General features: G+C 70.3%; 30 protein-coding genes. 15 read left to right on the forward strand and 15 right to left on the reverse strand.

Features of this window, described 5'->3' with window-relative positions; genetic code table 11:
* Positions 1–29: 29 nt before the first annotated feature.
* Complete coding sequence (locus HYN04_RS03270; protein ID WP_110449434.1) at positions 30–1571, forward strand: acetolactate synthase large subunit; 1542 nt, start codon at positions 30–32, stop codon at positions 1569–1571.
* A gap of 79 nt (positions 1572–1650) precedes the next feature.
* On the opposite strand, the gene HYN04_RS03275 is transcribed toward HYN04_RS03270, so the two are convergent.
* A complete protein-coding gene (locus HYN04_RS03275) occupies positions 1651–2973 on the reverse strand; it encodes a hypothetical protein (RefSeq protein WP_110449435.1) in 1323 nt (440 codons plus the stop codon).
* Between the two features lie 186 nt (positions 2974–3159).
* On the opposite strand from HYN04_RS03275, the gene HYN04_RS03280 reads away from it, so the two are divergent.
* The 3 genes from HYN04_RS03280 to HYN04_RS03290 are packed head-to-tail and all read left to right on the forward strand — an operon-like array spanning position 3160 to position 5325.
* A complete protein-coding gene (locus HYN04_RS03280) occupies positions 3160–4224 on the forward strand; it encodes an MBL fold metallo-hydrolase (RefSeq protein ID WP_110449436.1) in 1065 nt (354 codons plus the stop codon).
* The gene (locus tag HYN04_RS03285) at positions 4214–4699 is read left to right on the forward strand and encodes a GNAT family N-acetyltransferase (RefSeq protein ID WP_241962679.1); all 486 of its coding nucleotides are present in this window, start codon (positions 4214–4216) and stop codon (positions 4697–4699) included. The genes HYN04_RS03280 and HYN04_RS03285 overlap by 11 nt, the downstream gene beginning before the upstream one ends.
* Positions 4696–5325, forward strand: a complete 630-nt coding sequence (locus tag HYN04_RS03290; protein WP_110449438.1) for a GNAT family N-acetyltransferase — start codon at positions 4696–4698, stop codon at positions 5323–5325. Before HYN04_RS03285 ends, HYN04_RS03290 begins: the two co-directional genes overlap by 4 nt.
* On the opposite strand, the gene HYN04_RS13755 is transcribed toward HYN04_RS03290, so the two are convergent.
* The 4 genes from HYN04_RS13755 to HYN04_RS03310 all read right to left on the reverse strand — a co-directional run bounded on the left by HYN04_RS13755 (position 5262) and on the right by HYN04_RS03310 (position 9652).
* The gene (locus HYN04_RS13755; RefSeq protein ID WP_110449439.1) at positions 5262–5831 is read right to left on the reverse strand and encodes a methylated-DNA--[protein]-cysteine S-methyltransferase; all 570 of its coding nucleotides are present in this window, start codon (positions 5829–5831) and stop codon (positions 5262–5264) included. The genes HYN04_RS03290 and HYN04_RS13755 overlap by 64 nt on opposite strands.
* A complete protein-coding gene (locus HYN04_RS03300) occupies positions 5828–7315 on the reverse strand; it encodes a DNA-3-methyladenine glycosylase 2 family protein (protein WP_110449440.1) in 1488 nt (495 codons plus the stop codon). Before HYN04_RS03300 ends, HYN04_RS13755 begins: the two co-directional genes overlap by 4 nt.
* Positions 7316–7420: 105 nt before the next feature.
* On the reverse strand, positions 7421–8362 hold the full coding sequence (locus HYN04_RS03305) for an SDR family NAD(P)-dependent oxidoreductase (RefSeq protein WP_110449441.1): 942 nt from the start codon (positions 8360–8362) through the stop codon (positions 7421–7423).
* Between the two features lie 36 nt (positions 8363–8398).
* On the reverse strand, positions 8399–9652 hold the full coding sequence (locus HYN04_RS03310; RefSeq protein WP_110449442.1) for an MFS transporter: 1254 nt from the start codon (positions 9650–9652) through the stop codon (positions 8399–8401).
* Between the two features lie 80 nt (positions 9653–9732).
* Between HYN04_RS03310 and HYN04_RS03315 the strand changes: the two genes are divergently transcribed.
* The 6 genes from HYN04_RS03315 to HYN04_RS03340 all read left to right on the forward strand — a co-directional run bounded on the left by HYN04_RS03315 (position 9733) and on the right by HYN04_RS03340 (position 13801).
* Positions 9733–10023 carry a hypothetical protein gene (locus HYN04_RS03315; protein ID WP_110449443.1) on the forward strand — a complete coding sequence of 97 codons (291 nt, stop codon included), beginning with the start codon at positions 9733–9735 and terminating at the stop codon, positions 10021–10023.
* Positions 10024–10088: 65 nt separating this feature from the next.
* Positions 10089–10580 (forward strand): GNAT family N-acetyltransferase, encoded by a 492-nt coding sequence (locus HYN04_RS03320; RefSeq protein WP_110449444.1) that lies wholly within the window; start codon positions 10089–10091, stop codon positions 10578–10580.
* A 47-nt stretch (positions 10581–10627) separates the two neighbouring features.
* Entirely contained in the window at positions 10628–11191 is a 564-nt protein-coding gene (locus HYN04_RS03325; RefSeq protein ID WP_110449445.1) for a DUF1285 domain-containing protein, read from the forward strand.
* Positions 11188–11841: an NUDIX hydrolase gene (locus HYN04_RS03330; protein WP_241962680.1), complete on the forward strand. Its 654-nt coding sequence runs from the start codon at positions 11188–11190 to the stop codon at positions 11839–11841. Before HYN04_RS03325 ends, HYN04_RS03330 begins: the two co-directional genes overlap by 4 nt.
* Entirely contained in the window at positions 11838–13103 is a 1266-nt protein-coding gene (locus HYN04_RS03335; RefSeq protein ID WP_199285988.1) for a CCA tRNA nucleotidyltransferase, read from the forward strand. Before HYN04_RS03330 ends, HYN04_RS03335 begins: the two co-directional genes overlap by 4 nt.
* The gene (locus tag HYN04_RS03340; RefSeq protein WP_110449446.1) at positions 13100–13801 is read left to right on the forward strand and encodes a glutamine amidotransferase-related protein; all 702 of its coding nucleotides are present in this window, start codon (positions 13100–13102) and stop codon (positions 13799–13801) included. Before HYN04_RS03335 ends, HYN04_RS03340 begins: the two co-directional genes overlap by 4 nt.
* Here HYN04_RS03340 and hemF read toward each other — a convergent pair whose 3' ends face one another.
* Positions 13802–14677, reverse strand: a complete 876-nt coding sequence (gene hemF, locus HYN04_RS03345) for an oxygen-dependent coproporphyrinogen oxidase (protein ID WP_110449447.1) — start codon at positions 14675–14677, stop codon at positions 13802–13804.
* Positions 14670–15149 (reverse strand): tRNA (cytidine(34)-2'-O)-methyltransferase, encoded by a 480-nt coding sequence (locus HYN04_RS03350; protein WP_110449448.1) that lies wholly within the window; start codon positions 15147–15149, stop codon positions 14670–14672. The genes hemF and HYN04_RS03350 overlap by 8 nt, the downstream gene beginning before the upstream one ends.
* Before the next feature lie 199 nt (positions 15150–15348).
* Here HYN04_RS03350 and petA point away from each other — a divergent pair, with 199 nt between their 5' ends.
* From petA to HYN04_RS03365, 3 genes are read left to right on the forward strand one after another with little or no spacing between them, the layout of a single operon-like run.
* Positions 15349–15903 (forward strand): ubiquinol-cytochrome c reductase iron-sulfur subunit, encoded by a 555-nt coding sequence (gene petA, locus HYN04_RS03355; RefSeq protein ID WP_110451276.1) that lies wholly within the window; start codon positions 15349–15351, stop codon positions 15901–15903.
* Between the two features lie 5 nt (positions 15904–15908).
* Positions 15909–17228: a cytochrome b gene (locus HYN04_RS03360; RefSeq protein ID WP_110449449.1), complete on the forward strand. Its 1320-nt coding sequence runs from the start codon at positions 15909–15911 to the stop codon at positions 17226–17228.
* A gap of 5 nt (positions 17229–17233) precedes the next feature.
* Complete coding sequence (locus HYN04_RS03365; RefSeq protein WP_110451277.1) at positions 17234–18076, forward strand: cytochrome c1; 843 nt, start codon at positions 17234–17236, stop codon at positions 18074–18076.
* Positions 18077–18168: 92 nt separating this feature from the next.
* Here HYN04_RS03365 and ychF read toward each other — a convergent pair whose 3' ends face one another.
* From ychF to lgt, 8 genes are all read right to left on the reverse strand, one after another.
* Positions 18169–19266, reverse strand: a complete 1098-nt coding sequence (gene ychF, locus HYN04_RS03370; protein ID WP_110449450.1) for a redox-regulated ATPase YchF — start codon at positions 19264–19266, stop codon at positions 18169–18171.
* Positions 19267–19324: 58 nt separating this feature from the next.
* Entirely contained in the window at positions 19325–19942 is a 618-nt protein-coding gene (pth, locus tag HYN04_RS03375; protein WP_110449451.1) for an aminoacyl-tRNA hydrolase, read from the reverse strand.
* 20 nt (positions 19943–19962) lie between these two features.
* Positions 19963–20562: a 50S ribosomal protein L25/general stress protein Ctc gene (locus HYN04_RS03380; protein WP_110449452.1), complete on the reverse strand. Its 600-nt coding sequence runs from the start codon at positions 20560–20562 to the stop codon at positions 19963–19965.
* A 131-nt stretch (positions 20563–20693) separates the two neighbouring features.
* Entirely contained in the window at positions 20694–21719 is a 1026-nt protein-coding gene (locus tag HYN04_RS03385) for a hypothetical protein (RefSeq protein ID WP_110449453.1), read from the reverse strand.
* A gap of 91 nt (positions 21720–21810) precedes the next feature.
* Entirely contained in the window at positions 21811–22746 is a 936-nt protein-coding gene (locus HYN04_RS03390) for a ribose-phosphate pyrophosphokinase (protein WP_110449454.1), read from the reverse strand.
* Between the two features lie 85 nt (positions 22747–22831).
* Positions 22832–23608, reverse strand: coding sequence for a peptidoglycan editing factor PgeF (pgeF, locus tag HYN04_RS03395; RefSeq protein WP_110449455.1), 777 nt, complete (start codon positions 23606–23608; stop codon positions 22832–22834).
* Positions 23605–24666, reverse strand: a complete 1062-nt coding sequence (locus tag HYN04_RS03400) for a class I SAM-dependent methyltransferase (protein WP_110449456.1) — start codon at positions 24664–24666, stop codon at positions 23605–23607. The genes pgeF and HYN04_RS03400 overlap by 4 nt, the downstream gene beginning before the upstream one ends.
* Positions 24663–25481: a prolipoprotein diacylglyceryl transferase gene (gene lgt / locus HYN04_RS03405; protein WP_110451278.1), complete on the reverse strand. Its 819-nt coding sequence runs from the start codon at positions 25479–25481 to the stop codon at positions 24663–24665. Before lgt ends, HYN04_RS03400 begins: the two co-directional genes overlap by 4 nt.
* Positions 25482–25569: 88 nt before the next feature.
* Between lgt and HYN04_RS03410 the strand changes: the two genes are divergently transcribed.
* On the forward strand, positions 25570–25824 hold the full coding sequence (locus HYN04_RS03410; protein ID WP_110449457.1) for an accessory factor UbiK family protein: 255 nt from the start codon (positions 25570–25572) through the stop codon (positions 25822–25824).
* Positions 25825–25949: 125 nt separating this feature from the next.
* Positions 25950–26453, forward strand: coding sequence for a type III secretion system chaperone family protein (locus HYN04_RS03415; protein ID WP_110449458.1), 504 nt, complete (start codon positions 25950–25952; stop codon positions 26451–26453).
* Positions 26454–26481: the final 28 nt, after the last annotated feature.

Here is a 26481-nt window from a genome sequence, read left to right on the forward strand (position 1 = left end):
GCCACGACGGGCGGGGAGGCCCAGAGCACATGAACGGCGCCGACGCCCTGATGCGCACCCTGGTGGAAAACGGCGTGACCGCCTGCTTCGCCAACCCCGGCACCAGCGAGATGCAGTTCGTCAGCGCCCTGGACGGCCAGCCGGCCATGCGCCCGGTCCTGTGCCTGTTCGAGGGGGTGGCGACCGGCGCCGCCGACGGCTATGGCCGCATGGCCGGGACGCCCGCCTGCACCCTGCTGCACCTGGGCCCCGGCTATGGCAACGGCCTGGCCAACCTGCACAACGCGCGCCGGGCCTACACCCCCATTGTCAACGTGGTGGGCGACCACGCCACCTATCACCGCCAGTACGACGCGCCCCTGAACTCGGACATCCCGTCCATCGTCGCGGCCAACTCCCTGTGGGTGAAGTCGGCCGACAGCCCGGACGAGGTGGCCGCCGTGACCGCCGAGGCGATCACCGCCAGCCATGGCCCGCCCGCTGGCCCGGTCAGCCTGATCCTGCCGGCCGACGCCGCCTGGACCGAGACCTCGACGACCTTCGCCCCCGCCTCGCGCCCCGGCCCGAGGGCGCCGGACGGCGAGGCCGTGGAGGCCGCCGCCCGCGCGATCAAGGCCGCCAAGGCGCCCGTGGTCCTGATCGGCGGCGGCGCCTGCCTGGAGGCGGGCCTCGTCCAGGCCGCCCGTCTGCAGGCGGCGGGCGTGCGCGTCATGGCTGACACCTTCGTGGCCCGCCAGCCGCGCGGCGCCGGCGTCTTCGCCCCGGCCCGCATGCAGTACTTCGGCGAGGCCGCCCTTGAGGAACTGGCCGGGACCGACCTGATGGTCTTCGCCGGCACAACCCAGCCGGTGGCCTTCTTCGCCTATCCCGACCGGCCCAGCGTGCTGGTGCCCGAGGGCTGCGCCACCCTGTCCCTGGCGGACCGGGCGACGGACGCCGCAGCGGCCCTGCAGGCCCTGGCCGACGCCCTGGGCGCCCCGGCCTCTGGACCAGTCCAGCCCCTGAAGCGCCCGGCCAGCCCGGCCTCCGGGCCCCTGACGCCCCAGGCCTGTGGCGTAGCGGTGGCCCGCCACCTGCCCGAAGGCGCCATCCTGTGCGACGACGCGGTGACCTCAGGGGGTGGTGTCGCCGTGCCCTGCATGACCACGGTCCCGCATGAGGTCCTGGCCCTGACCGGCGGCGCCATCGGGATCGGCGGGCCCATGGCCATCGGGGCGGCGGTGGCCTGTCCGGACCGCAAGGTGGTGTCCCTGAACGGCGACGGGTCGGCCATGTACACGGTGCAGAGCCTCTGGACGATGGCCCGCGAGAAGCTGGACGTGACCGTGGTGGTCTTCGCCAACCACAGCTACCGCATCCTGAATATCGAGATGAGCCGGACCGGCGCCGGCCAGGCGGGCCCCTCGGCCCGCAAGCTGCTGGACCTGGGCGATCCCAACATCGACTGGGTGTCCCTGGCCCGCGGCCTGGGGGTGGAGGCCGTGCGCTGCGAGACCGGCGAGGCCTTCGAGGCCGCCTTCGCCAGCGCCATGTCCCAGCGTGGCCCGCGCTTCATCGAGGCGGCGATCTGAGATCCATCGCCGATGGTGCAACAAAAAGGGCCCGCGGGAGTGATCCCGCGGGCCCTCGTCGTTCCGGGGTGAGCCGGTGCTACTTGTTGCCGGGGAGGGCGCAGTCCCTGGAGAAGGCGCAGCCCACGGCGTTGATCGGCGTCAGGGGCTCGCTCTTGTACTCAAGGATGTAGCCCTTGAGGCCGTCGGCGCAGGCGGTCTCGAGGTAGGTCGTCCCGGCCGCGGTCTTGCCGACCACGCGGGTGGCCGAGACCTCGCACTCGTTCTTGCCCATCTTCTTCAGGTCCGCCGTGACAACCCGGTTGGAGGCTTCCGGCTTCGAGAACGAGCAGCGGTAGCCGACGATCGGCGCGCGGGCGCAGTCCACCACCTGGGTGGTCTCGGCCTTGGCCGTGAAGATGCCGACGGCGCCGTCAGGCCGGTTGCCGCAGGCCATCTCGACCACGTCCTTGCCGGGAGGCGAGGGGAAGGGGGCGTACTTGGAGACCTGGCAGTCGAAGCCAGCCTTCTTGGCCAGGTTCGAATAGAGCCCGGCCTGGGCGGTCTGGGCTTCCTTGGCGTCGGTCAGGGTGCAGCCGCCGAGCAGGGCCATGGCCTTCTCGCAGGAGGTGGCCTGGGCGAACTGGCCCTTCTCGACCTTGTAGATGTAGCCCTTTCCGTCCTGGCAGGACGCTTCGTAATAGCTGGCCCCGCCCTGGGACATGCCGATGTAGCGCCGGTCCTTGACCACGCAGCCATTGTTGGCGGCGGCGGCGTAACGGTCGACCACGGCCAGGCGGTAGGCGGCGTCGCGCAGGGTGCACTTGATGTTGCCGTCGCTGGCGTCGAAGACGAGGCAGTCGTTGGCCACCGCTGAGCCGTCCGGGTTGGCCGGAGCGTCGACCTGGAGGACGTAGCCCGCGCCGCCCTGGCAGGACACCTCGAGGAAGGTGTTCTTGGCGGTCTGGCCGATGCCGCGGGCGGCGTCCGGCGTGCAGCTCAGGCCAGCCTTGGTGAGAAGGGGCGCGAGGTCGGCGAGCGGGTTGGCGTTGCCGGGAAGCTTGCAGGGCAGGGACGGCGGCTTGCCATCCGGCTGGGTCGAGTTGGCCTCGATGCAGCTGAAGGCGGTGGGCTTCACGCCGGGAGGGGCCTGAAGGACGAATCCAACGCCGCGGTCGCAGTCGATCTCGTAGAAGCTGGTTTCAGCCTTGGTCTTCGGATCCTTCATCTTGCCGATCTGGCGGGCGTCCGTGACCTGACAGGCGATGCCGGCCGCCTGGGCGACGGCGGGGGCCTCGGCCATGCCCACGGTGCGCGCGGCGGCCAGGGCGGCCTCTTCCTTCTTGGAGGCCGAGACGGCTGCGACCGTTCCCATGGCCAGGGCCAGGGCCGCTGTGGCCAGGCCGATTGCGACGCGTTTCATGATGGGGTTCCCTCCGGGAATATCTGTTCCCAAGGCTCTTAATCCCATGCCGCCCGGAACGGCAAGGCGTCATGACCGGCAAACCCCTTCGCATGCCCCCGTGACGGTTTCTGGGCGGCCTCGCAGGGATTTGGGTTTGATCCCGGGCCGTCGAAGGCCGAGACTGGCGCCCAAGGAGTCCTGTTCATGCGCGATGGTTTCGAAGATCCGGTCCTGGAGGCCCACAAGGCGAAGATCACCTATCCCTTCCCGGGCGGTCCGGAGCAGGGCGAGGCGGTGGACGTCGCCCCCGGGGTGAAGTGGCTGAGGATGCCCCTGGGCGGGTCGCTGGCCTGGATCAATGTCTGGGCGATCCGCGAAGCGGGAGGCTGGGCCATCGTCGACACCGGCCTGGGGGGACAGGCGACCCGGGAGTCCTGGCGCAAGGCCCTGGCCGGTCCCCTGGAGGGCCTGCCGGTCACCCGGGTTTTCGTGACCCACATGCACCCCGACCACATCGGCATGTCCGGCTGGATGACTCGCAAGTTCGGATGCCGCCTCTGGATCACACGACTGGAATTCCTGATGTGCCGGTCCCTGTCGGCTGACACCGGCCGCGAGGCGCCCGACGACGCCTTGGTCTTCTACCGCGCGGCCGGGTGGGACGAGGAGGCCCTTGAGGATTACCGGGCCCGCTTCGGCGGCTTCGGAAAGAGCCTCCACGCCCTGCCGGACAGCTTCCATCGCCTGTCCGACGGCGACGTCGTCCCGATCGGCGACCATGACTGGAAGGTCGTGGTCGGCTCCGGCCACTCGCCGGAGCACGCCTGCCTCTGGTGCCCGGAGCTGAAGCTGATGATCAGCGGCGACCAGGTCCTGCCCAAGATCACCTCCAACGTCTCGGTCTTCCCGACGGAACCCGCCGGCGATCCCCTGACCGACTGGCTGACCTCCCTGGCGCGGATCCGCGGGATCGTGCCGGACGACGTCCTGGTCCTGCCGGCCCACAATGAGCCCTTCCATGGCCTGCATGCCCGGATCGACCACCTGATCGGCGGCCACGAGCGCAGCCTGACCCGGCTGCACAAGCTGCTGGAGGAGCCCAAGCGGGCCATAGACACCTTCCACATCCTCTTCCGGCGCAAGATCGACCGCTGGACCCTGGGCATGGCGACGGGCGAGAGCCTGGCCCACCTCAACTGCCTGCTGGCCCGAGGCCTTGCCGTCCGCACCCAGGATGAGGCCGGGGTGGACTGGTACCGTGCCGTCTGAGGCGATCCATGTCCGGCCAGCCGGGCCGGGGGATCTGGCGTCGATCCACCGGTTCATCCTGGACCTTGCGGCGTATGAGCGGCTTTCGCATGAGGTGGACGCCACCCGGGAAGGCCTGGCCCGGGACCTCTTCGGGCCCTCGCCGCGGGTCTTCTGCGACATCGCCGGCATCGACGGCGAGCCGGTTGGCTTCGCCCTCTGGTTCTACAACTACTCCACCTTCCGGGGACGGCACGGGATCTGGCTTGAGGACCTCTTCGTCAGGCCGGAGCACCGGGGAGCGGGGGCGGGCCTGGCCCTCCTGAAGGCCCTGGCCCGGCGCTGCCGGGAGGAGGGCCTGGCCCGTCTGGAATGGTCGGTGCTGGACTGGAACGCCCCGGCCATCGGCTTCTACGACTCGCTGGGCGCCCTTGCGATGGACGACTGGACGACCCGGCGGCTGACCGACGACGCCCTGGAGGCCCTGGCCCGATGAGCGATCCTCCCGTCACCGTGATCCGGGCGAGCCCTGCCGAAGAGGCCGACATCCGCCGCCGGGTGCGGGAGGTCGATCCCGCCAGCCTGGGCCCGGACCGGGTGATCGCCACACCGGCCCATGCCGCCTCCCTGGCGCGGATGCTGGCCGATCCCAGGGTCTCGGACCCCATTTACGACCTGCCCCGGCCGATCACCGAGGCCAGCGTCCGGGCCTGGATCGAGGCGACGGCGGCGGACCAGGCGCGAGGCGAGGCGGTGCTGATCCTGTCCCTCGACGAGGCGGGCGAGGTCGCCGGCTATTCCCGTTTCAGCGTCTGGCCGGACAGGTCCTCGGCCGAGATCGCCGGCGCGACCCGGGCCGACAGGCAGAACCGCGGCCAGGGGACGGCGGGTGCAGCCCGGTCCTTCGGCTGGATGTTCGAGGTTCTGGGCGTGCGCCTGGTCGGCCTGACGGCGGCCCTGGACAATGTCCGCTCGGCCCGGGTGATCGAGGCCGCCGGCTTCCGTCCCATGGGCGAGCGCGACAGCCGCCGTCCCGACGGGACCGTCCGCCGCTCGCTCTACTGGGAGATGACCGCCGACGAATGGCGCCGGGTCCGCGACTCCAGGGAAGCGCCTTCGTGATCCAGGAGCCAGGCCTTGCGCTCCAGCCCACCTGCATAGCCGGTCAGGGCGCCTGACCGGCCGATCACCCGGTGGCAGGGGATCAGCAGGGACACGGGGTTTGATCCGTTCGCCAGGCCCACCGCCCGGACCGCCTTTGGCGAGCCCACCTGAAGCGCGATGTCGAGATAGCTCCGGGTTGCGCCGGGGGGAGTGTCGCAGAGGGCCGTCCAGACCTGCTCCTGGAAGCGCGTCCCTGCAGTGGCGCAGTCGAGGCGGGCCAGGGCGTCCGGGGCGCCCTCGAAGTATCCCTCAAGGGCCTCGGTCACCCGGGAGGGCGCCTCGCCGGCCCGGAGGGCAAGGCCAGGGTAGAGGCGCGACATGCGCTGGCGGATCCGCGGGAGGCCGGAGCCGAAGTCCAGGCCCCGGATGATCCCGGCCTCGTCGAGGATCACCTCGATGCAGCCGAGGGGCGAGGCGACTTCCGAGACGCTCAGTCGGAGGGGCGCGGGGGCGTCGATCTTCATTGGGCAGGTCCTTTGCTTTGGGATGCGGCGTCCGCGTCCTTTGCCCAGAGGTGGGCGGCGGCGTAGGCCCGCCAGGGGCGCCAGGCCTCGGCCTGCGCCAGCAGGGCTTCCGGGGTGGGCCTGCGACCTTCCGGGTCTGCCGCCGCCCTCAGGAGGGCCAGGTCCGAGTGCGGGAAGGCGTCGGGCTCGCGCAGGGCGCGCATGGCGATGTACTGGGCGGTCCAGGCTCCGACCCCAGGTAGGGCCGTGAGCCTGCGGACGGCGCTTTCGAGGTCCTGGCCGGGGCCGAACAGCTGGCCGTCGTCCAGGGTCATGCGGGCGATGGCCGCCAGGGCCCGGCCCCGGGCCCGGGGCATGGGCAGGGACTCCGGGTCGAGGCCGGCGAGGCGCTCCGGTCCCGGGAACAGCCTGTCCAGGCCGAACCGGCGGGCCGGCTCGAAGTCGAGGCGAACGCCGTGGCGCTCCGCCAGTCGACCCGCCAGGCCCCGGGCGGCGACGACCGACACCTGCTGGCCGAGGATGGCCCTGACCGCCACTTCGAAGCCGTCCCAGGCGCCCGGCGCCCGAAGGCCCGGCCGCCGGGCGAGGAGCGGGCCAAGATCCGGATCCTTGCCCAGGTGCGCCAGGACGGGCTCAGGGTCGAGGGCGAGGTCGAATACCCGCCGCACCTGTGCCAGAACCCGGGGAAGGACGCGGAGGTCAGGAAACCAGAGGCTGGCCGACAGGTTGTCGCCCCGCCCGGGCTCGACCCGGACCACTCCGGCGACGCCCGCGACCGCCAGTGTCCGCACATATGCCTGGCCGTCGATCCGCTCGACACCCGCCACCTGCCGCTGGGCGAAGAAGTCCAGCATACGGGACCAGTCGTAGGGAGGCCGGTAGGCGAGCCGGAGGGTTACCCCATCGGCCAAGCCCGCCTCGGCGCCAGGGCGCCTGCGCAGGCTCGAGGGCGGATGGCCGCAGGCGGCCTGGAAGGCCTCGTTGAACCGCCGGATGCTGCCGAAGCCCGAGGCGAGGGCCACCTCGGACATGGCGAGGCCGGTCTCCAGGACCAGGCGCCGGGCCATGAGAAGCCGCCGTGTCTGGGCCACCGCGACCGGGGAGGCCCCGAGGTGTTCCTGGAAGAGCCGCCTGAGATGTCGTTCTCCAACGCCCAGGCGCCGGGTCAGGTCCTGGAGGCCGCCAGAGTCGAGGACCCCGAGGTCGATCAGGGCCAGGGCCCTGGAGACCGTGTTGGCCGTGCCGTTCCAGGCGCCGAGTTCCGGGGCGGTTTCCGGCCGGCAGCGCAGGCAGGGCCGGAAGCCCGCATGCTGGGCCGCCGCCGCGGAACCAAAGAAACGAACGTTCTCGGGCCTGGGCGTACGGGCCGGACAGACGGGCCGACAGTAGATTCCGGTTGTGGTGACACCCGCGAACAGCCGTCCGTCGAGACGGATGTCCCGGGTGGCGAAGGCGCGAAAACTGGCGGCGGGATCCAGGTCCATGGCCTCAGCCTGGTCTTGTCCCAGGCGAATGTCTGGCGGTTTTCGGACGCCGATACCGCTGTCGGAAGCCCCGGCCAGGCGTGAACCTGACCGGGGATGCCGAACTCAGGACGCCGGCTTGGCGGCGGCCGGCTGCGCGTTGTTGCCGCCCGGCAGGGGGCCGCGGTTCAGGTCGAAGAACTTGGGCGCCATCTTCGGCACGGCCTCGTCCAGGATGGTCTGGACCGTCCAGCCCTCTTCCTTGGTCACCGTCTCGACCGGACGGGGCTGGGAGTAGAGGATGATGTTCTCTCCCGAGGCGCCGAAGATCTGGCCCGACACGTGCGAGGCGGCCGGGGCCACCATGGCGACCGAGAAACGGGCCGGCTGGTCGGCGCGGATCTTCTCGGCCATCACGGCGCGGCGGGCGGCCGCGGCCTCGTCCTTGACCGGCACGGACTGGGTCATGCGGGTCCAGGCCACGGGCGCCAGGCAGTTGGAGCGCACGTTATTGCGGGCGCCCTCCATGGCGATGATCCGCGACAGGCCGGCGATGCCCATCTTGGCCGCGCCGTAATTGGCCTGGCCGACATTGCCGAACAGGCCCGAGGTCGAGGTGAAGAACATGTAGGCGCCGTCGTTCTGCTCGCGGAACAGCTCGATGGTGGCCCGGGCGACGTTGAAGGAGCCGCGCATGTGCACGTCGATGACGCGGTCCCAGTCGTCTTCGCTCATCTTGTGGAACATGACGTCGCGCAGGATGCCGGCCGGATTGATCACGGCGTGCAGGCCGCCAAAGGTGTCCCGCGCCTGCTCGACCATGCCCTGCACGGCCTTCATGCTGGTCACGCTCTCGGAGTTGGAGACCGCCTCGCCGCCCGCGGCGCGGATTTCCCGGGCCACCGCCTCGGCAGGACCGGCGTCGCCTTCGTCGCCGCCCTTCAGGCCGCCGCCCAGGTCGTTGACGACGACCTTGGCGCCCTCCTGGGCCGCAATCAGCGCGCAGTCGCGGCCAATGCCGTTGCCGCCGCCGGTGACCAGAACAACTTTTCCGTCAAGTGCGCCCATTGAAATGCCTCCCGATGAAAATGATCGCCGCGCCAGTTATTCGAGGCGGTCGGCCTTGCGCAAGTCAGGAAAGAGGCGGGCCCAGAGGCCGGTGGCCAGGACGGCGCCGACGCCGCCGAACACGGCGGCGCCTACCGGCCCCAGGAAACGGGCGACGACGCCGCTCTCGAACTCGCCCAGTTCATTCGAGGCGCCGATGAAGAGCGAGGACACGGCGGCGACCCGCCCTCGCATGGCGTCAGGCGTCACGATCTGCACCAGGGTCTGGCGGACATAGACGCTGAGCATGTCTGCGCCGCCCAGGACCGCCAGGGCGAAGACCGAGAGGGGCAGGGAGGTCGAGAGCCCGAAGACGATGGTGGCCAGGCCAAAGACCGCGACCCCGGCGAACATGACCGGCCCCGCCCGCCGGCGGATCGGGTGGCGCGCCAGATAGACCGCCACCAGGGTCGCGCCGATGGCCGGCCCGGCGCGCAGGAGGCCGAAGCCCTCGGGCCCGACGTGCAGGACGTCGCGGGCGAAGACGGGCAGGAGGGCCGTGGCCCCGCCCAGGAGGACGGCCACGAGGTCGAGGGAGATGGCGCCGAAGACGATCTTGTTCGTCCAGACATAGGCCAGCCCCTCCTTCATGAGAGCCCAGCGTGAGCCGGGATTGACCTCGGGCCGGGTGTTCCCCCGGATCCCCTGGATGCAGGCCAGGGCGAAGAGGTAGAGGCCGGCGGCCCCGGCGTAGGAGACTGCAGGGGACAGCGCCACCAGCAGGCCGCCAAGCGCCGGGCCGACGATCGAGGCGCCCTGCCAGGCCAGGGAGTTCAGGGCGATGGCCCGGGGCAGGAGGGAACGGGGCACCAGCATGGGGCCGAGAGCGGTGCCCGCCGGTCCCATGAAGGCCCGGCTGGCGCCGAAGGCGACGGCGACCGCGAGCAGGAAGGGCAGGGTGGCGAAGCCGAGGGTCGAGGCGGCCACCAGGGCCAGGGCGGTCAGGATCTCGCCGGCATAGCAGAGGCGGAGGATGGTCTTGCGGTCATAGCGGTCGGCGGCCTCGCCGGCGGGCAGGGCGAGCAGGAAGACCGGGATGAAGGCGGCGAGGCCGATCATTCCCACGAAGAAGGCCGACTGGGCGACACTCATCGTCTCGCGGGCGACGGCGTAGACCTGCCATCCCAGGGCCACGCTCTGGATCTGGACGCCGAGGGTCGACGCCACGCGGGACAGCCAGAATCGCAGATAGTCCGGCCGGCCCATCAGGGCGCGGAGGGACAGGTCTTCCGGGGTCAGGGACTCGCTCATCGCCGGGGCACCTTGGCCCGAAGGGCGACGCACGGCAACGTGGCGCCGGTCCGCGCCCGGACCCTTCCCTGGAGACCGCCATGCCCGGCTGGGTGATCGCCGTCCTGACAGAGCCTTCGGGCGAGGCGGCGCCGCGGCGGCTGTTCTTCGCAGTGGGTTTCGCCGACCAGGGACAGGCCGAGTGGAAGGCTGTGGACGCCGCCGCCGCCGAGGCGCCCCTGGCGTCCGGACCGCGGAACGGGATCGAGCCGGTCCGCGCCCTGGCTCCCCTGGCGGACGCGGCCATGCGGCGGAAGGGACTCCTGGACGGGGAGGTCCGGCCCCTCGGTGCGGCCTGGCCGCGGAACTGGCTTCCCGCCCCAGGCGGTTGACGCGGGAGGCCGCGGGTCCTAAACGCCCGGCCCTCGCGCCGGGAGCCGGCGCCGGGGGGAAACCATTGCTCCAGGCTGCGCCATCCGAGGTGACCCTGCGTCCCGAGACGCCCGGCGACGCCGCCGCGATCGAGGCGCTCCTCAACCACGCCTTCGGACCCGGCCGCTTCGTCAAGGTGTCCGAGAGGGTCCGTGAGTTCGCCCGCTTCCGGCCGGACCTGTCGTTCTGCGCCGAGACAGCCGACGGGATGGTGGGGGTCGTGCGTCTTTGGGACATCCGCATCGGCCCGACCCCGGCCCTGTTCCTGGGGCCCCTGGCGGTACACTCGGCGAGCCGGCTGGATGGCCTCGGCGGAAGGCTTGTCGAGCGGGCCGGCGCGTCGGCGGACGCCCTTGGCGAAGGGCCGATCCTGCTGGTGGGCGACCCGCCCTATTTCGCGCGGTTCGGCTATTCGGCGGAGGCGACCTCCGGCGTCCGCCTGCCCGGACCGGTGGATCCCCGGCGGGTCCTGGCCCGTGGGGCGAAGGGCCCCCTCACGGGGCCGGTTAGGGCCTGATCCCGGCCGAGGTTGAGCCGGGCCCCGCACGGGCCTACCTTCCGGGCATGTCCGAGACTCAGTCGAAATCCGGCCTGGAGGGCGTCGCCGCAGCTGCAAAGCAGGCGCCGGGGCGCGGCCTGCCGCCCGTCCACCTCTGGAATCCCGCCCATTGCGGCGAGATCGACATCGTCATCAAGCGCAACGGCCAGTGGTTCCACGAAGGCACGCCCATTGGCCGCGAGGCCCTGGTGCGCCTGTTCTCCACTGTCCTGAGGAAGGACCCCGACGGCTTCCACCTGGTCACGCCGGTGGAGAAGATGAAGATCACTGTCGAGGACGCCCCCTTCATCGCCGTGCGGGTCGACCGTGACGGCGAGGACCTGGTCTTCCAGACCAATGTCGGCGACGAAGTCCGGGCCGGCCCCGAGAACGCCCTGCGGGTGGAGACCGACCCCGACACCGGCGAGCCGCGCCCCTACCTGCATGTGCGGCGGGGCCTGGAGGCCCTGGTGGCCCGCCCGGTCTTCTACGAGCTGGTCGAGATGGCCGAGGAGGCTGCGGGACGGCTCGAGGTCCGGTCCGGCGGCGCGGCCTTCGACCTGGGCGCATCCGGGGACGGCGAGGCGTGAGTCCGCACCGGCTGGCGGCGCCCGGCGCCCGGCCCCTCCTCGAGGCCCGGCTGGCCGAACGCCTGGATCCCCTCGCGCACCGGACCGTGGACCAGATCAGCTCGGACTTCGATTTCGAGCCGGACCCCTATTTCCCGCCGTTGGACAGCCTGACCCCCGCCGCGGTCCTGGTGGGCCTGATCGAACGGCCGCAGGGATTTTCTGTCCTCCTGACCACCCGGCTGGACACCCTCAGGCGGCACGCCGGCCAGATCGCCTTTCCCGGCGGCCGCTGCGACGCCGGCGAGACGCCCTGGCAGGCCGCCTTGCGCGAGGCCGAGGAGGAGGTGGGCCTGGCGCCCGACTTCGTCTCGCCGGTCGGGCTCTCGACGCCCTATCGCACCGGGACAGGCTACCTGGTCACCCCCGTCGTGGCCTTCATCGAGGCGGGCTTCAGCCTCCAGCCCAATCCCGATGAGGTGGCGGACATCTTCGAGACGCCCTTCGGCTTCCTCATGGACGGCGCCAACCACGAGACCCACGAGCGCCGGCTGCCGGACGGGGGCATGCGGCGCTTCTACGCCATGACCCACGACGAGCGGTTCATCTGGGGCGCGACGGCGGGGATGCTGCGGATCCTGTCCCACCGGCTGTTCGGGGCGCCAGCGTGAGCCCCGCGCCCGAGAGACTGGAAGACGCCGCCTGGATCACCGATCCCGCCGCGGTCGCCGTCCTGGACGCCCTGGAGGCCGCCGGCGGTCCCGGCTGCGTCCGCTTTGTCGGCGGCTGCGTCCGAAACGCCGTCATGGGTCGTCCGATCGCCGACATCGACCTGGCCACCCGCCTTGAGCCGGAGGCGGTCGTGTCCGCCCTGAAGGCGGCGGGTCTGAAGGCGGTCCCCACAGGGCTGGACCACGGGACGGTGACGGCGGTCAGCGGTGGACGTGGCTTTGAGATCACCACGCTTCGGCGGGACGTGGAGACCGACGGCCGGCGGGCGGTCGTGGCCTTCACCTCCGACTGGGCCGAGGACGCGGCCCGCCGCGACTTCACCCTGAACGCCCTCTACGCCGACCGCGAGGGCTGGGTCTTCGACCCCACGGGCCAGGGCCTGGCCGCGGCCCGGGCAGGCCGCATCGTTTTTGTGGGCGAGGCCGACCGGCGGATCGCCGAGGACTGCCTTCGTATCCTGCGCTTCTTCCGGTTCCTGGCCGCCTATGGCCAGGGAGAGCCCGACGCCGAGGCCCTGGCCGCCTGCGAGGCCCGCGCTGACAGCCTGGCCAGCCTACCCGCCGAACGGGTGCTGAAGGAACTCCTGTCCCTGCTGGCCGCCCCGAATCCCCGCGAGGCCGTCCGCCTCATGGCCCGCACCGGGGTCCTGTCCCGGGTCCTGCCGGCCGCTGGCGACCTGTCGCGCCTGAATGGGCTCTGCGAGGTCGAGGCGCTTATGGGAGAGGGGCCCGACGCCCTCCTGCGCCTGGGGTCGCTGTTCCCTGAGACGCCCGCCGAGGTCGCCCGGGAGGCCGAGCGGCTGAGGCTTTCCGGCGCCCAGAGGGACCGGCTGATCGCCGCCGCCGGCCGGGAGCCGCGTCTGACCCCCTGGATGTCGTCCGCCGCCCTGCGCCGCGCCCTTCACCTGCTCGGGGCCGGCGTCGCGCAGGATCGCCTGAGGCTGGCCTGGGCCCGCGCGCCGCATGGCGCGTCGGCCGGGGACTGGCGGGGGCTGGTCGCCGAGGCCCGCGCCTGGAAGCCCCGGACCCTGGGACTCTCCGGCGCCGACGTCGTGGCGGCGGGCGCCCCGCCCGGACCCCGGGTCGGCGAGGCCCTGCGGCAGCTCGAGGCCTGGTGGATGGAGGCCGACTTCCCTGAGGGCCGCGAAGCCTTGCGCGCCCGCCTGGCCGCCATCCTGCGCGGCCTGGAGGACGGGAATTGAAGATCGCCATACTGGAGACCGGGGCGCCGCCCGGGGATCTCGCCGGCCGGTTCGGGGACTACCCGGAAATGTTCCGTCGCCTGCTGCTTGAGGACGGCGACCAGACGGAGACCTTCGACGTCGCCGCCGGCCGGCTTCCCGCCGACCCTTCCGCCTTCGACGCCTGCCTGGTGACGGGGTCGTCCGCCGGCGTCTACGACCCCCTGCCCTGGATCGCCCCGCTCAAGGCCTTCCTGAATGCGGCCTCGGGCCGAACCTCCCTGGTCGGGGTCTGCTTCGGCCACCAGGTCATGGCCGAGGCCTTCGGCGGCCGGGTGATCCAGTCTCCGAAGGGCTGGGGCGTGGGCCTGCACCGCTACACCGCTTCCGGAGAGGGATGGCTGTCGGGGCTGGACACGCTGGCGGTCGCCGCCTCGCACCAGGACCAGGTGGTCGAGGTTCCCGGAGGGGCCCGGGTGGTTGCAGGCAGCGACTTCACACCCTTGGGCGCCCTTTACTATCCCGACCGACGGGCGATCTCGATCCAGCTTCACCCCGAGTTCACCCCCGACTATGCCCGGGCCCTTGTCGAGGCTCGGCGGGGCAGCCGCTACACCGACGAACAGGCGGATGCGGCCCTGGCCAGCCACCAGGGCGCCAATGACCGGCTGGAGGTGGGGCGCCGGCTGCGCCGCTTCATCGAGGCCGGGGGCGCCTGATCAGGGCCAGATCACCTCGGGCGGCATGGAGGACAGGATGCTCTCGATGTTGCCGCCGGTCTTGAGGCCGAACATTGTGCCGCGGTCGTAGAGCAGGTTGAACTCCACATACCGGCCGCGGCGGATCAGCTGTTCGCGGCGGTCGGCCTCGGTCCAGGGCTCGTGCATCCGGCCCCGGGCGATCCGCGGATAGACGTCGAGAAAGGCCTCGCCCACGTCCTGCGTGAACTGGAAGTCCCGTTCCCAGTCTCCGGAATTGTGGTGGTCGTAGAAGATGCCGCCGATCCCCCGCGGCTCCTTGCGGTGGGGCAGGTAGAAGTACTCGTCGCACCGGGCCTTGAAGTCCGGGTACCAGGCCGGGTCGTGCTTGTCGCAGGCGCCCTTCAGGGCGGCGTGGAAGGTGACGGCGTCGGGTGCTTCCTGGCTTCGCTGCGAATCCAGGGTCGGGGTCAGGTCCGCCCCTCCGCCGAACCAGCCCGTCTGGGTGGCCAGAAAGCGGGTGTTCATGTGGACCGCCGGCACCTTGGGACTGCGCATGTGGGCGATCAGGCTGATCCCCGTCGCGGTGAAGCGGGGATCCTTGTCTGCGCCCGGCATGTTGGCCGCCATCTCGGGGGTGAAGGTCCCGTGCACCAGCGAGATGTGGCAGCCCATCTTCTCGATGAAGCGGCCGCCCCGCAGGAAGCCCATCACCCCGCCGCCGCCGGCCTCGCGCACCCAGGGCTTGAGCTCGAACTTCGCCGGCTCGCCGGGAAAGAGCTCGGCGGGGGCGTCGATCTCCAGCTGCTCGAAGGCGGCGACGATGCGATCGCGCAGGGCGTCGAACCAGGCGCGGGCGCGGGCGTTGCGGGAGTCGAGGACGGCGGGATCAATCATGGGCGGGAAAATCTTGCGGATGGAATGCGGGAAAGCGCCCGGTCTGACGAAGGGCCTCGGACAGGCCGATCGCCGCCGAGACGGTCAGGTTGAAGGATCGGCGCCCCCGGCTCAAGGGAATGATGACCCGGGCGTCGGCGGCGTCATGTACGAAATCCGGAACGCCGGAGCTTTCCCGTCCGAAGAGCAGGACATCGTCGGGCCTGAACGCGAAATCATGAAGGGGCGTGGCCCCACGCGTGGTGAAGAGCACGATCCGCCCCGGCGCCGCGATCCGGAAGGCGTCCCAGCCGGGATGCCGGACCACCTCGCCCGGATCCCCGTAATCCAGGGCCGCCCGGCGGATCGCCTTGTCCGACAAGGGAAAGCCGCAAGGCTCGATGACGTGCACCGGGGTGTCGAGACAGGCCCCCAGGCGGATGGCCGCGCCAAGGTTTTGCGGAATGTCCGGTTGAAAAAGCGCGAGCAGCATTCTAAGCGATCCAGCCACGGGCTGTGCGCGTCCTGAAGCGAATCAGCGGTTGGCCCTTCGCCTGTCGGCGGGGGGACGTCCGGGCCGGTTCGCAGCGGGTAGCGCCTCCAGTCTGGGGGACCCTTACCAGATCATCTGGCGGGGTCGAGGACGGACGGCGCCTTTGCGGCGCGGTCCCCAAGCGAAGGGTGGCTTCAAGGTGGCCGACAGCGTGGCGGGCGCGAACCCCGAACATGGCGCGGGTGGGGACGACCCCAGCCGTCGCGACTTCATTCACATCGCCGCGGTCGCCGCGGCGGCCGGCGCGGCGGCGACGGTGGCCTGGCCCCTCGTCGACCAGATGAACCCGGCCGGCGACACCCTGGCCCTGGCCTCGGTCGAGTTCGACCTGACGAAGGTCGAACTGGGCCAGTCGGTGACCATCAAGTGGCGCGGCAAGCCGCTGTTCATCCGGCATCGCACCGGCGCCGAGATCGCCGCGGCGATCAAGGACGACAAGGCCGACATGCGCGATCCGCAGACCGACGAGGAGCGCCACAAGCCCGGCAAGGCCGAGTGGCTGGTCCTGATCGGAACCTGCACCCACCTGGGCTGCGTGCCGACCTTCGGCGGCGGTGACTATGCCGGCTGGTTCTGCCCCTGCCATGGCTCGCACTACGATACCTCCGGGCGTATCCGTAAGGGCCCCGCGCCCCTGAACCTCGTGGTTCCGGACTACGCCTTCCTCTCCGACACCGTGGTGAAGGTGGGCTGACCGACATGAGCGGACATTCGAACTACGTTCCCAAGACCGGTTTCGAGCGCTGGCTCGACGCCCGGCTCCCCATCGCCCGGCTGGCCTACGACAGCATCGTGGACTTCCCGACGCCGAAGAACCTGAACTACTGGTACACCTTCGGCGGGATCCTGGCCCTCTGCCTCGGCATCCAGCTGGCCACCGGCATCGTCCTGGCCATGCACTACGTGCCGCATGTGGACCACGCCTTCGCCTCCATCGAGCGCATCATGCGCGACGTGAACTACGGCTGGCTCATCCGTTACATGCACTCCAACGGGGCCTCGATGTTCTTCATCGCGGTCTATGCCCACATGTTCCGCGGCCTCTATTACGGGTCGTACAAGGCGCCCCGGGAGGTGCTCTGGATTCTCGGCTGCGTGATCTACCTGCTGATGATGGCCACCGCCTTCATGGGCTACGTCCTGCCCTGGGGCCAGATGAGCTTCCACGGCGCAGTCGTGATCACCAACCTGTTCGGCGCCCTGCCCATTATCGGCGAGTCCATCACCACCTGGCTGTGGGGCGGCTTCGCGGTGGACAATGCGACCCTGAACCGCTTCTTCTCGCTGCACTACCTGATGCCGTTCATGATCGCCGGCGTGGTGGTCCTGCACGTCTGGGCCCTGCACGTGGTCGGGAACAACAACCCCACCGGCGTCCAGGTCCAGTCCAAGGCCGACACGGTTCCCTTCCACCCGTACTTCACGGTGAAGGATGGCTTCGCGATCGCCGTCTTCCTGGTGATGTTCGCGGCCTTCGTCTTCTTCAACCCGAACGCTCTGGGCCACCCGGACAACTACATCCCGGCCAACCCTCTGGTGACGCCCGCGCACATCGTTCCGGAATGGTACTTCCTGCCCTTCTACGCCATCCTGCGGGCCGTCCCGGACAAGCTGATGGGCGTGCTCCTCATGTTCGGCGCCATCGCGGTGCTGTTCATCCTGCCCTGGCTGGATACCGCGCGGGTCAGGTCCCTCCGCTATCGTCCGACGACCCGGATGTACTTCTTCATCTTCGTGGTCGCCTGCTTCGTGCTGGGCTTCTGTGGCGGCAAGTTGCCCGACGAGCATGTCATCCCGGGCCTCAAGACCTTCCAGCTGATCGACGCCGACCTGAACTCCATGGTCTGGCTGTCGAGGTTCGCAGCGGCCTACTACTTCGCCTACTTCCTGGTCATCCTGCCCTGGATGGGTCTCACCGAGACCCCGCTCCCGCAGCCGGAATCGATCAGCGAACCGGTCCTGTCGCATTCCGCCGCCACGCCCGCCGGCGCCGCGGCCTCGCCTGAGAAGAGGGGTTGAGCCTGATGCTTCGCAAAGGTCTCGCCATCGCCGTGCTCGGCCTCGCCCTCGTGGGCGGGCCGGCCCTGGCCGCCGGCTCCCAGAAGGAGCCCCGTACCGCCGACTGGAGCTTCAGCGGCCCCTTTGGCAAGTTCGACCGGGCCCAGCTCCAAAGGGGGTTCAAGGTCTATCGGGAGGTCTGTGCGGCCTGCCACTCCATGAACCTGATGTCGTTCCGGAACCTCGGCCAGAAGGGCGGTCCCTTCTATGATCCCAAGTATCCGAACCCGAACGACAATCCCTATGTGAAGACCATCGCCAAGGATTTCGAGGTCTCGGACATCGATCAGGAAACCGGGGATGTCGTGAAACGCCCGGCGACTCCGGCGGATCGTTTCCCGAACCCCTACCCGAATGAAGCTGCGGCCCGCGCGGGTAATGGCGGCGCCCTGCCGCCGGACTTCTCGACCATTTCCAAGGCGCGGATGGGCGGTCCGAACTACATCTACTCGCTTCTGTCTGGCTACTCGGCTCCGCCGGCTGGCCTCGAGGTGCCCAACGGCCAGTACTACAACCCCTACATGCTGGGGGATGTCTCGGCGTTCTGGAAGGGCAAGGGCCATGCGCCTCCCGGCGGCTTCATCGCCATGCCGCCCCAACTGGCGGCGGACAAGGTGACCTTCGACGACGGCACCAAGTCCACTATCGACCAGCAGGCCCTTGACGTCGCTGTCTTCCTGACCTGGGCGTCCGAGCCCAAGATGGAGGAGCGCAAGGCCTTCGGCGTCGGCGCCATGGTCTACCTGCTGATCCTGGCGGGCATCCTGTATGTCAGCTATCGCCGGATCTGGCGGAACGTCGCCCACTAGGGGTTGACCCGCGCGGAGTTCAGGGGCCGGTCGCCTTCGGGCGGCCGGCCCTTTCCGTTTGGAGACGCGCCCCTCAGGACGGGGCGACAGCCTCAGACGTTGAAGCGGAAGTTCATCACGTCGCCATCGTGGACGACGTACTCCTTGCCTTCGGAGCGAAACCGGCCAGCCTCGCGTGCGCCCGCTTCGCCCCGGAACTTCACATAGTCCTCGAAGGCGATGGTCTCGGCGCGGATGAAGCCCTTCTCGAAATCCGTATGGATCACCCCGGCCGCCTGGGGCGCAGTCGCGCCCAGGGGGATGGTCCAGGCCCGCGCTTCCTTGGGGCCCGCCGTGAAGTAGGTCTGCAGGCCCAGGAGGGCGTAGGCCTCGCGGATCAAGCGGTTGAGGCCCGGCTCGTGCAGGCCAAGGGTCTCGAGGAACTCGGCCCGCTCCTCGCGGTCCAGGAGCGCGATCTCGCTCTCGATCTGGGCCGAGATCACCACGGTCTTGGCGTTGTCCCGGGCGGCGCGTCCTGCGACCGTCTCGGAGAATGCGTTGCCAGAACTGGCGGAGGCCTCGTCGACATTGCAGACGTAGAGTGCGGGCTTGGAGGTCAGCAGCTGGAGCATGCGCCAGCCCTTCTCCTCGCCGGCCGGGACCTTGGCGGCGCGGGCCGGGCGGCCTTCCCGCAACTCGGCGAGGGCCAGGTTCATGAGGGCCAGGGTGGCGCCAGCCTCCTTGTCGCCGGTCTTGGCCCGCTTCTCGAGGTTGGAGACACGCTTCTCGAGGCTCTCGAGGTCCGCCAGCATGAGCTCGGTCTCGATGATGTCGAGGTCCGAGATCGGGTCGATGCGGCCCTCCACGTGCGTGATATCGTCATTGACGAAGCAGCGCGAGACGAAGGCCACGGCGTCGCAGTCGCGGATGTTGGCCAGGAACTGGTTGCCCAGGCCCTCGCCCTGGGCGGCGCCGCGCACAAGGCCCGCCACGTCCACGAAGTTCATCCGCGCCGGAATGATTTCTTTTGACCCCGCGATCTCCGCCAGGGCGTCCAGCCGCGACTCGGGTACGGCCACGTCGCCGACATTGGGCTCGATGGTGCAGAAGGGGTAGTTGGCCGCCTGGGCCGCCGCCGTCTGGGTGAGGGCGTTGAACAGGGTCGACTTGCCGACATTGGGCAGGCCGACGATGGCGACTTTCAGGGCCATGACGTGGAGAACTCCTCGGAACCGGAGGCGCGGCGACTAGCACGCGCCCGGGGATTGGTCACGCTGGATCGCCGGACTTTCGGGGATCCAGCTTTTCGGCGGGGGCGAGGCGCATGACTTCCGCCTGGAAGCGCTCGTCCTCACCGGCGGCGAGCAGGGGCGAGGCGTCGGCCACCGCCTCCAGGAGGGTGGAGACCCAGGCGACCTCGGTCTTGTGGAAATCGGAGAGGACGTACCCGTGGACCCGGTCCTTGTGGCCGGGATGCCCGACCCCCAGGCGCGCCCGCCGGAAGTCCGGGCCGACGTGGGCGGTGACGGAGCGGACGCCGTTGTTCCCCGCGGCCCCGCCGCCGGTCTTCATGCGGAACCGCCCGGCGGCCAGGTCGATCTCGTCGTAGAAGAGGACCAGGTCGGCCGGGGTCAGCTTGTAGAACTTCAGGGCCGCGGAAACCGAGCGTCCGCTGTCATTGTAGAAGGTCTGGGGTTTCAGGGTCAGGGCGCGCACGGGCCCGGAGGGGGTGTCGATAGTCCCCTCGCGGACCAGGCCCTGGAAGCGGCTGCGCTCAGGGCCAAAGCGCCAGCGTGAGGCGATGGCGTCCACCGCCCGGAATCCGATGTTGTGGCGGTTGCCGGCATAAGCCGGCCCCGGATTGCCCTGGCCCGCCAGGATCAGCACGGCGGGCCGTCAGCCGGGCCTCAGGCCTCGGCGCCTTCCGCGTTCGCGGCGGAGGTGGCCGCTGCAGAGCCGGCCACCGTGGCCACCACCGCGTCGCCGGCGGCGGCCGGGGTCGCGCCCGTGGGCAGCTTCAGCGAGCTGATGCGGATGGTCTCGCCGATATCCAGGCCGGTGAGGTCGTGAACGATCTCCTCGGGGATGTGGTCGGCGGAGCAGTTCAGCTCGATCTCGTGCAGGACGACATTGAGCGTGCCGCCGCGCTTCAGGCCCGGCGAGGCTTCCTGGTTGCGGAAATGAACAGGCACGGCGATCCGGATCTGCTGGTGCTCGTCGACCCGGTAGAGGTCGAAGTGCCAGGGCTCGTCGGTCACGGGGTGCATGTCCACGACCTTGGCGATGACCGGCTGGGTCTCCTCGCCATACTTCAGGGTCACCAGGTGGCCCAGCAGCTTGCCGGTGAAGAGCGCCTTGCGGAACTCATTGGACTTGACCGCGATGGCCACGGGATCCTTGGCGCCGCCGTACAGCACGCCGGGGACCTTGCCCTCGCGGCGGGTGGCGCGGGCGCCCCCGGTTCCGGTGCGTTCGCGGACTTCGACGTTCAGAATGATATCGGCCATGGCCCTGCCTCGAAACGAAGCCGCCGCGCGGACGCCGCGCGGCGACGGACGACCCGTAGGGGTCGAAAGGTGCGGCTGGATACACAAAACCCCGGCGGATTGCAACGGCCGAGCCGCCTCCGCCGGGCGCCTTACTTCTTCTTCGCCGCGGGCTTGCGCGCCGGGGCCGCAGCCTGGGTCGGCTTGTTCGGCCTCACCGTGGGAATGAAGCGGGGCTCGTAGGGTTCCTTCTGTCCGGACGCCTTGATGACGCACCTGCCGCTGTCCATCATGATGTGCTGTCCGAGGCAGAAGATGTCCTCGTAGTAGGGCTTCGAGACCGCCAGGCACTGGTTGGTGTTGAGCTTGGTCATGCGGGCGCAGCTGGCGATATTCGGGTCCTGCATGACGGCGTTGATATTCTCGTTCCGCAGGGCGCCAGCCTGTCCGAGGACGGCCATGGCCGCGACCGCGACCGAGCGGACGACGGACTGGCTGTACGGCGCCTCCACCGGGCCGCCGGCGGGGCGGCGAACGGCGGCATGGGCGCGCAGTTCGGACTCGCTCAGGCTGCTGTCGAAGAAGATGGCCGACAGGGACTTGGCGTTGGCCAGTCGCCCCGTCCGGTTCGCGACCTCGACCTTGGACCAGGCCTGCTTCTGGACATCGTAGGCCGACTGCTTGACGGCCTTGCCAGCGTCGTAAAGCCGTTGTCCATCCTCGGCCAGAACCAGCGCCACCCGGCTGGCGGCCTCGCCCGAGCCGCGGATGCCCAGGACATTGTAGGGGTTGGCCGCGAGGCTCTCCGCCAGCTGGGCCCGCTGGGCCTCACCGACGGCTTGGGCCCGGATCCCGGCGACGAAGGCGGGGTCTTCCAGCGCCACGATGGCGCCGTAGGCGATCGCGCCCTGCATGATCTGGCCGGATTCGATGGAGCTTCCCGCCTCGACCGCCTTGGAGACCATCTCGCCGTCGGAGAAGGACGGGGAGATCGAGGACGCGCGGTCGATGAAGTTACGGTAGGCGCCCGCCTGGTCGACGATCCGCGGCGCCAGGACGATCTCCGGCGGCTTGCTGGGCGCGACCGCCAGGGGTTTCTCGGGGCCGCACGCCGCGAGGACGAGGCCGGACAGGGTCAGGCTGGCCAGGATCGAGTGAATACGACGGACTTTGGGCATGGGTATCGCTCCCCGGGGCTTCCGCGGCGGGTCAGGCGGAGGTTTCGCGCCAATTATTCCCTGCTTTGCCGGCGGGGGCAAACCCGACGGATCAGTCAAAGAGCTTGGAAACGGATTCCTCGTTGGCGATCCGACGGATGGCCTCGCCGATCAGGGCGGCGCACGAGACCATGCGGATCTTCGAGGCGCCCGCCACCTGGGTCGTGGCCTCGATCGAGTCGGTGATCACCAGTTCCTTGAGAACCGACTTCTGCACCCGTTCGTAGGCCGCCCCCGAGAGGACGCCGTGGGTGACGTAGGCCGAGACCTCCACGGCGCCGGCGTCGATCAGGGACTGGGCGGCGTTGCACAGGGTGCCGGCGGAATCGACGATGTCGTCGAAGAGGATCAGGCGACGGCCCTCGACGTCGCCGATGATGTTGGCGACCTCGCTCTTGCCCGGCCCCGAGCGGCGCTTGTCGACAATGGCCAGTTCGGCGTTCAGGCGGCTCGCCACCGCCAGGGCGCGGACCACGCCGCCGACGTCCGGCGAGACGATCAGCAGGTCTTCTGTCTTCTGGTATTGCGCCTTGATGTCACTGGCCATCAGGGGCGCCGAGACCAGGTTGTCGGTGGGGATGTCGAAGAAGCCCTGGATCTGGCCGGAATGCAGGTCCATCGTCAGCACGCGGTCCGCGCCGGCCCGGGTGATGAGGTTGGCCACCAGCTTGGCTGAGATCGGGGTGCGCCCGCCGGTCTTCCGGTCCTGCCTCGCGTATCCGAAATAGGGCATGACCGCCGTGATCCGCCGCGCCGACGCCCGCTTGAGGGCGTCGATGCAGATCAGCAGTTCCATCAGGTTGTCGTTCGCCGGATAGCTGGTCGACTGGATGACGAAGACGTCCTCGCCCCGGACGTTCTCGTCGATCGCGACAAAGATTTCGTTGTCCGAGAAACGCTTCACCTGGGCCCGGGTCAGGGGCAGGTCGAGATGGGAGGCCATGGCCTCCGCCAGGGTCCGGTTGGAGTTGCCAGCCAGCAGCTTCATCGGGGACTCTCCGCCTCTTCTCGCCCTTCGGCGCTTGTAGGCAGGGCGGGGAAGGGGGGCAAGGCCCGGCGATGGGAAATCCGGCTTAGACCAGGGTGATCGCGGAAAGCAGGCGTCCGAAGTCGGGCTCGCCCCGGTGCAGGGCCCGGCGGTTGGAGAAGAAGCGATCGGCGTCGGCGCAGGTGTCGGCCCCGATCCACTCCGCCCCGGCCACGCCGGCCCGCTCCAGCCGAGACAGGGCGTAGGCGGGCAGGTCGAAGTAGAGGCGGTCGCCGTCGCCGGCCGAGAAGAAGGCCAGGCTGGAGGCGCGTTCGGCGACAACCTGTTCGCGGAACTCTGGCCCGACCTCGTAGGAGGTTGGCCCGATGCAGGGGCCGACGGCGGCGAGGATCCGGTCCGGTCGGGCGCCCAGTCCCGTCATGGCGGCCACTCCCGCCTCGATGACCCCTGCAAGGGCGCCGCGCCAGCCGGCGTGGACGGCGCAAACCACCCGGGCCTCGGGATCGGCCATCAGCACGGGCGCGCAGTCGGCGGCCAGGGCCCCGCAGAGCAGTCCGGGCGTACGCGTGGCCACGCCATCCCCCTGCGGCCGCGCCTCGCCGAACGGCTTGTCGGCGACGTGCACGACCGCCGAGTGGACCTGGTAGGCGATACTGAGGGCCTCGGGCGGCAGGCTGAAGTGAGCGGCGGCGCGGGCCTGGTTCTCATCCACGGCCCCGGGCTCGTCATCCGAGCCCCGGCCCAGGTTGAGGCTCTCGTAGATCCCCCGGGACACCCCGCCGCGGCGAGTGAAGAAGCCATGGCGCAGGCCGGCGACGTCCAGGCGGGCGGAGGTCAGGACTTCGACGGCTTCCGGGGTCATGGGGTGTCTCCAAACCCCGGCGGCCTGAGGCCGGGGGAATGTAGGGCGGCGGCCAGGAAGAGCTCGCCCATCTGGTCGGGGGCGGCCAGGCGCTCGACCTGGCGGCGGATCCGGGGCGCCGCGTCCGGTCGGGCGCGGGCCAGGGCCTCGGCCCTAGCCTCCAGGCCAAGGGCGCGCAGGAAGCGGCCCTGGCCGACAGGGCCGGCGGTCTCGATCCCCTCGCGACGGGCGGCGGCCAGGACCGAGGGAAAGTCAGCGTGGACCGTCAGGTCGGCCAGGCCCGGATGGGCGAGGGGGTCCTCGCGCCTGTGCCCCCGGACGGCCTGGAAGGTGTCGCCAAGCCCGGGCTCGGCGCGTCCATAATCCACCAGCAGGGCCGCCCCGCCATCGCGGGCGATGCGGGCGGCGATGTCCGAGCCCAGGGCCTCCTGGGCGGGGGAGTGCTCGAATACGGCGCCCTCGGGGGCGGAGCCCGGCGCGGCGACCAGGGGTGGCGCGGGCGCGAGGCCGAAGACGAGTTCGCCGCCTTCGACGCCGACGCGCCTTTCCATCCAGGCGCCGTCCCGGCGTTCCCACTGGCGGGTGGGCAGGCAGTCGAGGACCTCATTGGCGACCAGCAGGACCGGGGCTCCGCCAGGAATCTCGTCCAGGCGGTCCGCGTGCCGGGGCGCCGGGCCCAGCCTGGCCTTCTGGAGGCTGCGGAGGGGAAGTGATGGCTCCACCAGCCAGACCTCCGCTGCGTCGGCGAAGCCCGGCGCCATGCCGGCGGCGCGCAGGAGGTCGGACATCAGGGTCCCGTCGCCAGGCCCCATCTCCACCAGGCGGAAGGGGGAGGGCGCGCCCATCTGGCGCCAGAGCTCGACCATCCAGAGGCCGATGAGCTCGCCGAAGACCTGGCTGACCAGGGGGGCGGTGATGAAGTCACCCTCGGCGCTCAGGGCCGGCCGGACGGCGTAGTAGCCGTCCCTTGGATCATGCAGGCAGACGTGCATGTACTCGGCCACGCTCATCGGGCCGCCCGAGCGGATGCGGTCGGCGATCCGCGCCGCCAGGCTCACCGGGCGACGGCGCCCGGGCCAGCGGCCAGGCCGCGGCGGATCAGCCAGGCGCCGCCAAGCACCATGGGCAGGCTGAGGATCATCCCCATGGTCAGGCCCAGGGGGAAGGCGGGCATGTAGAAATCCGGTTCGCGGACCGTCTCCACGAGGATCCGCGCCAGGCCGTATCCCGCGAAGAAGAGGCCGGCCGTCACCCCGGGGCGTGACAGGAGGCCGGCGCGATGTGTCGCCCACCGCAGGACCAGGAACAGCAGGACGCCTTCGAGCGCGGCCTCGTAGAGCTGGCTGGGATGGCGCGGCTCCGGACCTGCGGCCGGAAAGACCATCGCCCAGGGCAGGTCGGTGGGACGGCCCCAGAGCTCGCCGTTGATGAAGTTGGCGATGCGTCCAAGGAAGAGCCCGATGGGGACTACCGCGCAGACCAGGTCGCCCAGGGAAAAGAGGTCCGGGCCCCGGCGCCGGACGAAGAGGCCGACGGCGACCAGTACGCCCAGGCAGCCGCCATGGAAGCTCATCCCGCCGTTCCAGACCCGGAGGATCTCCAGCGGATCCGAGAGGACCATGCCGGGGGTGTAGAAGAGGACGTGGCCAAGCCGCCCGCCGATGATGATCCCCAGGGTTATCCACAGGACCAGGTCCTCCAGTCCCGTCTTGTCCACTGGCGGTCCCAGTTCGCCCCACAGGGCGGGGCGGCTGATCATCGAGCCGGCGTAGCGCCAGGCGGCCAGGATGCCGATGATGTAGGCGAGGGCGTACCAGCGGATGGCCAGGGGCCCGATCTGGATCAGGACGGGGTCCATCTGCGGATAGGGCAGGGCCAAGGCGCACCTCCGGTTGACTACGGACCCAAGGTCTAGCGGAGAACCCCTTCGCTTTCACCCCTGCCGGGCCCATATTCAGGTCATGCAGACACAGAACCCCTTCCTCGACGAAATGGCCCGCCTCACCAACGCCGCGATGGGCCTGGCCCAGAGCGCAGGCGAAGAGGCCAGGGCCGCCTTCCGCTCGCAGGCCGACCGCTGGGTGGCGGAACTGGACCTCGTGCGCCGGGACGAGCTGGACGCCGTAAAGGCCGAGCTCGCCGCCCTCCGCGAGGAGGTGGCCGCCCTGCGCGCCGCCGCCCCTGCGAAGCCTGCGCGCAAGCCCGCGTCGAAATGATCCACAGCTCCGGGCCCAAACAGCCCTGATAAAGGGTGAATCCCGCTGTAGGGAATCTCCCGATCCGGATTAGCCTGCCTTCAAGAGATCGACGATTCGAGCTCAGCGAGGAGGCGACCGGCCCCATGGAATCCCCCCTGTCCGAGGACGAGGCCCTGTTCAGCCAGGACCCCCTGGACGTGGTCGAACATGTCCTTGAGGCCGAGAACCTGCGGTTCGACCGGACCGAGCGCGGCGACGTCGCCTTCACCCTGTCCGGCGGCTGGCGTGACTTTGGTCTCTGCTTCACCTGGCGGCCCGACGTCGACTGCCTGCAGGTCAGCCTGTCCCTCGACATGTGCGCCCCCGCGGCCCTCCGGGGCCAGGTCTACGAGTTGCTCGCTGGGGTCAACGCCCGCGCCAGCCTCGGCCTGTTCGAGATGCGTGACGACGGCGAGATCCTCTTCCGGTTCGGGACACCCCTGCTGCCGGGCGAGTATCCGGGTCTCGGACAGACCGCCGGCATGATCGACGTGGCCATGGAGGCGGCGGAACGCTTCTTTCCGGCCTTTGATTTCCTGATCCGTTGCGGCAAACCGCCGGCGGAAGCCCTCGCCGCGTGCATGTTCGAGACGGTGGGCGTGGCCTAAGCCGCTCCGTGGGGGCGGGACCGGAGGC

It is taken from the genome of Phenylobacterium parvum (genome assembly GCF_003150835.1).
GTDB classification, from domain to species: Bacteria; Pseudomonadota; Alphaproteobacteria; order Caulobacterales; family Caulobacteraceae; genus Phenylobacterium; species Phenylobacterium parvum.

Bases quoted from the DNA above. Each gene is read 5' to 3' on its own strand.
- HYN04_RS03380 (WP_110449452.1), bottom strand. From the start codon at position 20,562: ATGGCCGATATCATTCTGAACGTCGAAGTCCGCGAACGCACCGGAACC.
- HYN04_RS03300 (WP_110449440.1), bottom strand. From the start codon at position 7,315: ATGGACCTGGATCCCGCCGCCAGTTTTCGCGCCTTCGCCACCCGGGAC.
- pgeF (WP_110449455.1), bottom strand. From the start codon at position 23,608: ATGACCCCGGAAGCCGTCGAAGTCCTGACCTCCGCCCGCCTGGACGTC.
- HYN04_RS03270 (WP_110449434.1), top strand. From the start codon at position 30: ATGAACGGCGCCGACGCCCTGATGCGCACCCTGGTGGAAAACGGCGTG.
- HYN04_RS03360 (WP_110449449.1), top strand. From the start codon at position 15,909: ATGAGCGGACATTCGAACTACGTTCCCAAGACCGGTTTCGAGCGCTGG.
- HYN04_RS03415 (WP_110449458.1), top strand. From the start codon at position 25,950: ATGGAATCCCCCCTGTCCGAGGACGAGGCCCTGTTCAGCCAGGACCCC.
- hemF (WP_110449447.1), bottom strand. From the start codon at position 14,677: ATGATTGATCCCGCCGTCCTCGACTCCCGCAACGCCCGCGCCCGCGCC.
- HYN04_RS03410 (WP_110449457.1), top strand. From the start codon at position 25,570: ATGCAGACACAGAACCCCTTCCTCGACGAAATGGCCCGCCTCACCAAC.
- HYN04_RS13755 (WP_110449439.1), bottom strand. From the start codon at position 5,831: ATGAAGATCGACGCCCCCGCGCCCCTCCGACTGAGCGTCTCGGAAGTC.
- HYN04_RS03390 (WP_110449454.1), bottom strand. From the start codon at position 22,746: ATGAAGCTGCTGGCTGGCAACTCCAACCGGACCCTGGCGGAGGCCATG.
- ychF (WP_110449450.1), bottom strand. From the start codon at position 19,266: ATGGCCCTGAAAGTCGCCATCGTCGGCCTGCCCAATGTCGGCAAGTCG.
- HYN04_RS03365 (WP_110451277.1), top strand. From the start codon at position 17,234: ATGCTTCGCAAAGGTCTCGCCATCGCCGTGCTCGGCCTCGCCCTCGTG.
- HYN04_RS03350 (WP_110449448.1), bottom strand. From the start codon at position 15,149: ATGCTGCTCGCGCTTTTTCAACCGGACATTCCGCAAAACCTTGGCGCG.
- HYN04_RS03290 (WP_110449438.1), top strand. From the start codon at position 4,696: ATGAGCGATCCTCCCGTCACCGTGATCCGGGCGAGCCCTGCCGAAGAG.
- HYN04_RS03310 (WP_110449442.1), bottom strand. From the start codon at position 9,652: ATGAGCGAGTCCCTGACCCCGGAAGACCTGTCCCTCCGCGCCCTGATG.
- HYN04_RS03275 (WP_110449435.1), bottom strand. From the start codon at position 2,973: ATGAAACGCGTCGCAATCGGCCTGGCCACAGCGGCCCTGGCCCTGGCC.
- HYN04_RS03315 (WP_110449443.1), top strand. From the start codon at position 9,733: ATGCCCGGCTGGGTGATCGCCGTCCTGACAGAGCCTTCGGGCGAGGCG.
- HYN04_RS03305 (WP_110449441.1), bottom strand. From the start codon at position 8,362: ATGGGCGCACTTGACGGAAAAGTTGTTCTGGTCACCGGCGGCGGCAAC.
- HYN04_RS03325 (WP_110449445.1), top strand. From the start codon at position 10,628: ATGTCCGAGACTCAGTCGAAATCCGGCCTGGAGGGCGTCGCCGCAGCT.
- HYN04_RS03385 (WP_110449453.1), bottom strand. From the start codon at position 21,719: ATGCCCAAAGTCCGTCGTATTCACTCGATCCTGGCCAGCCTGACCCTG.
- HYN04_RS03280 (WP_110449436.1), top strand. From the start codon at position 3,160: ATGCGCGATGGTTTCGAAGATCCGGTCCTGGAGGCCCACAAGGCGAAG.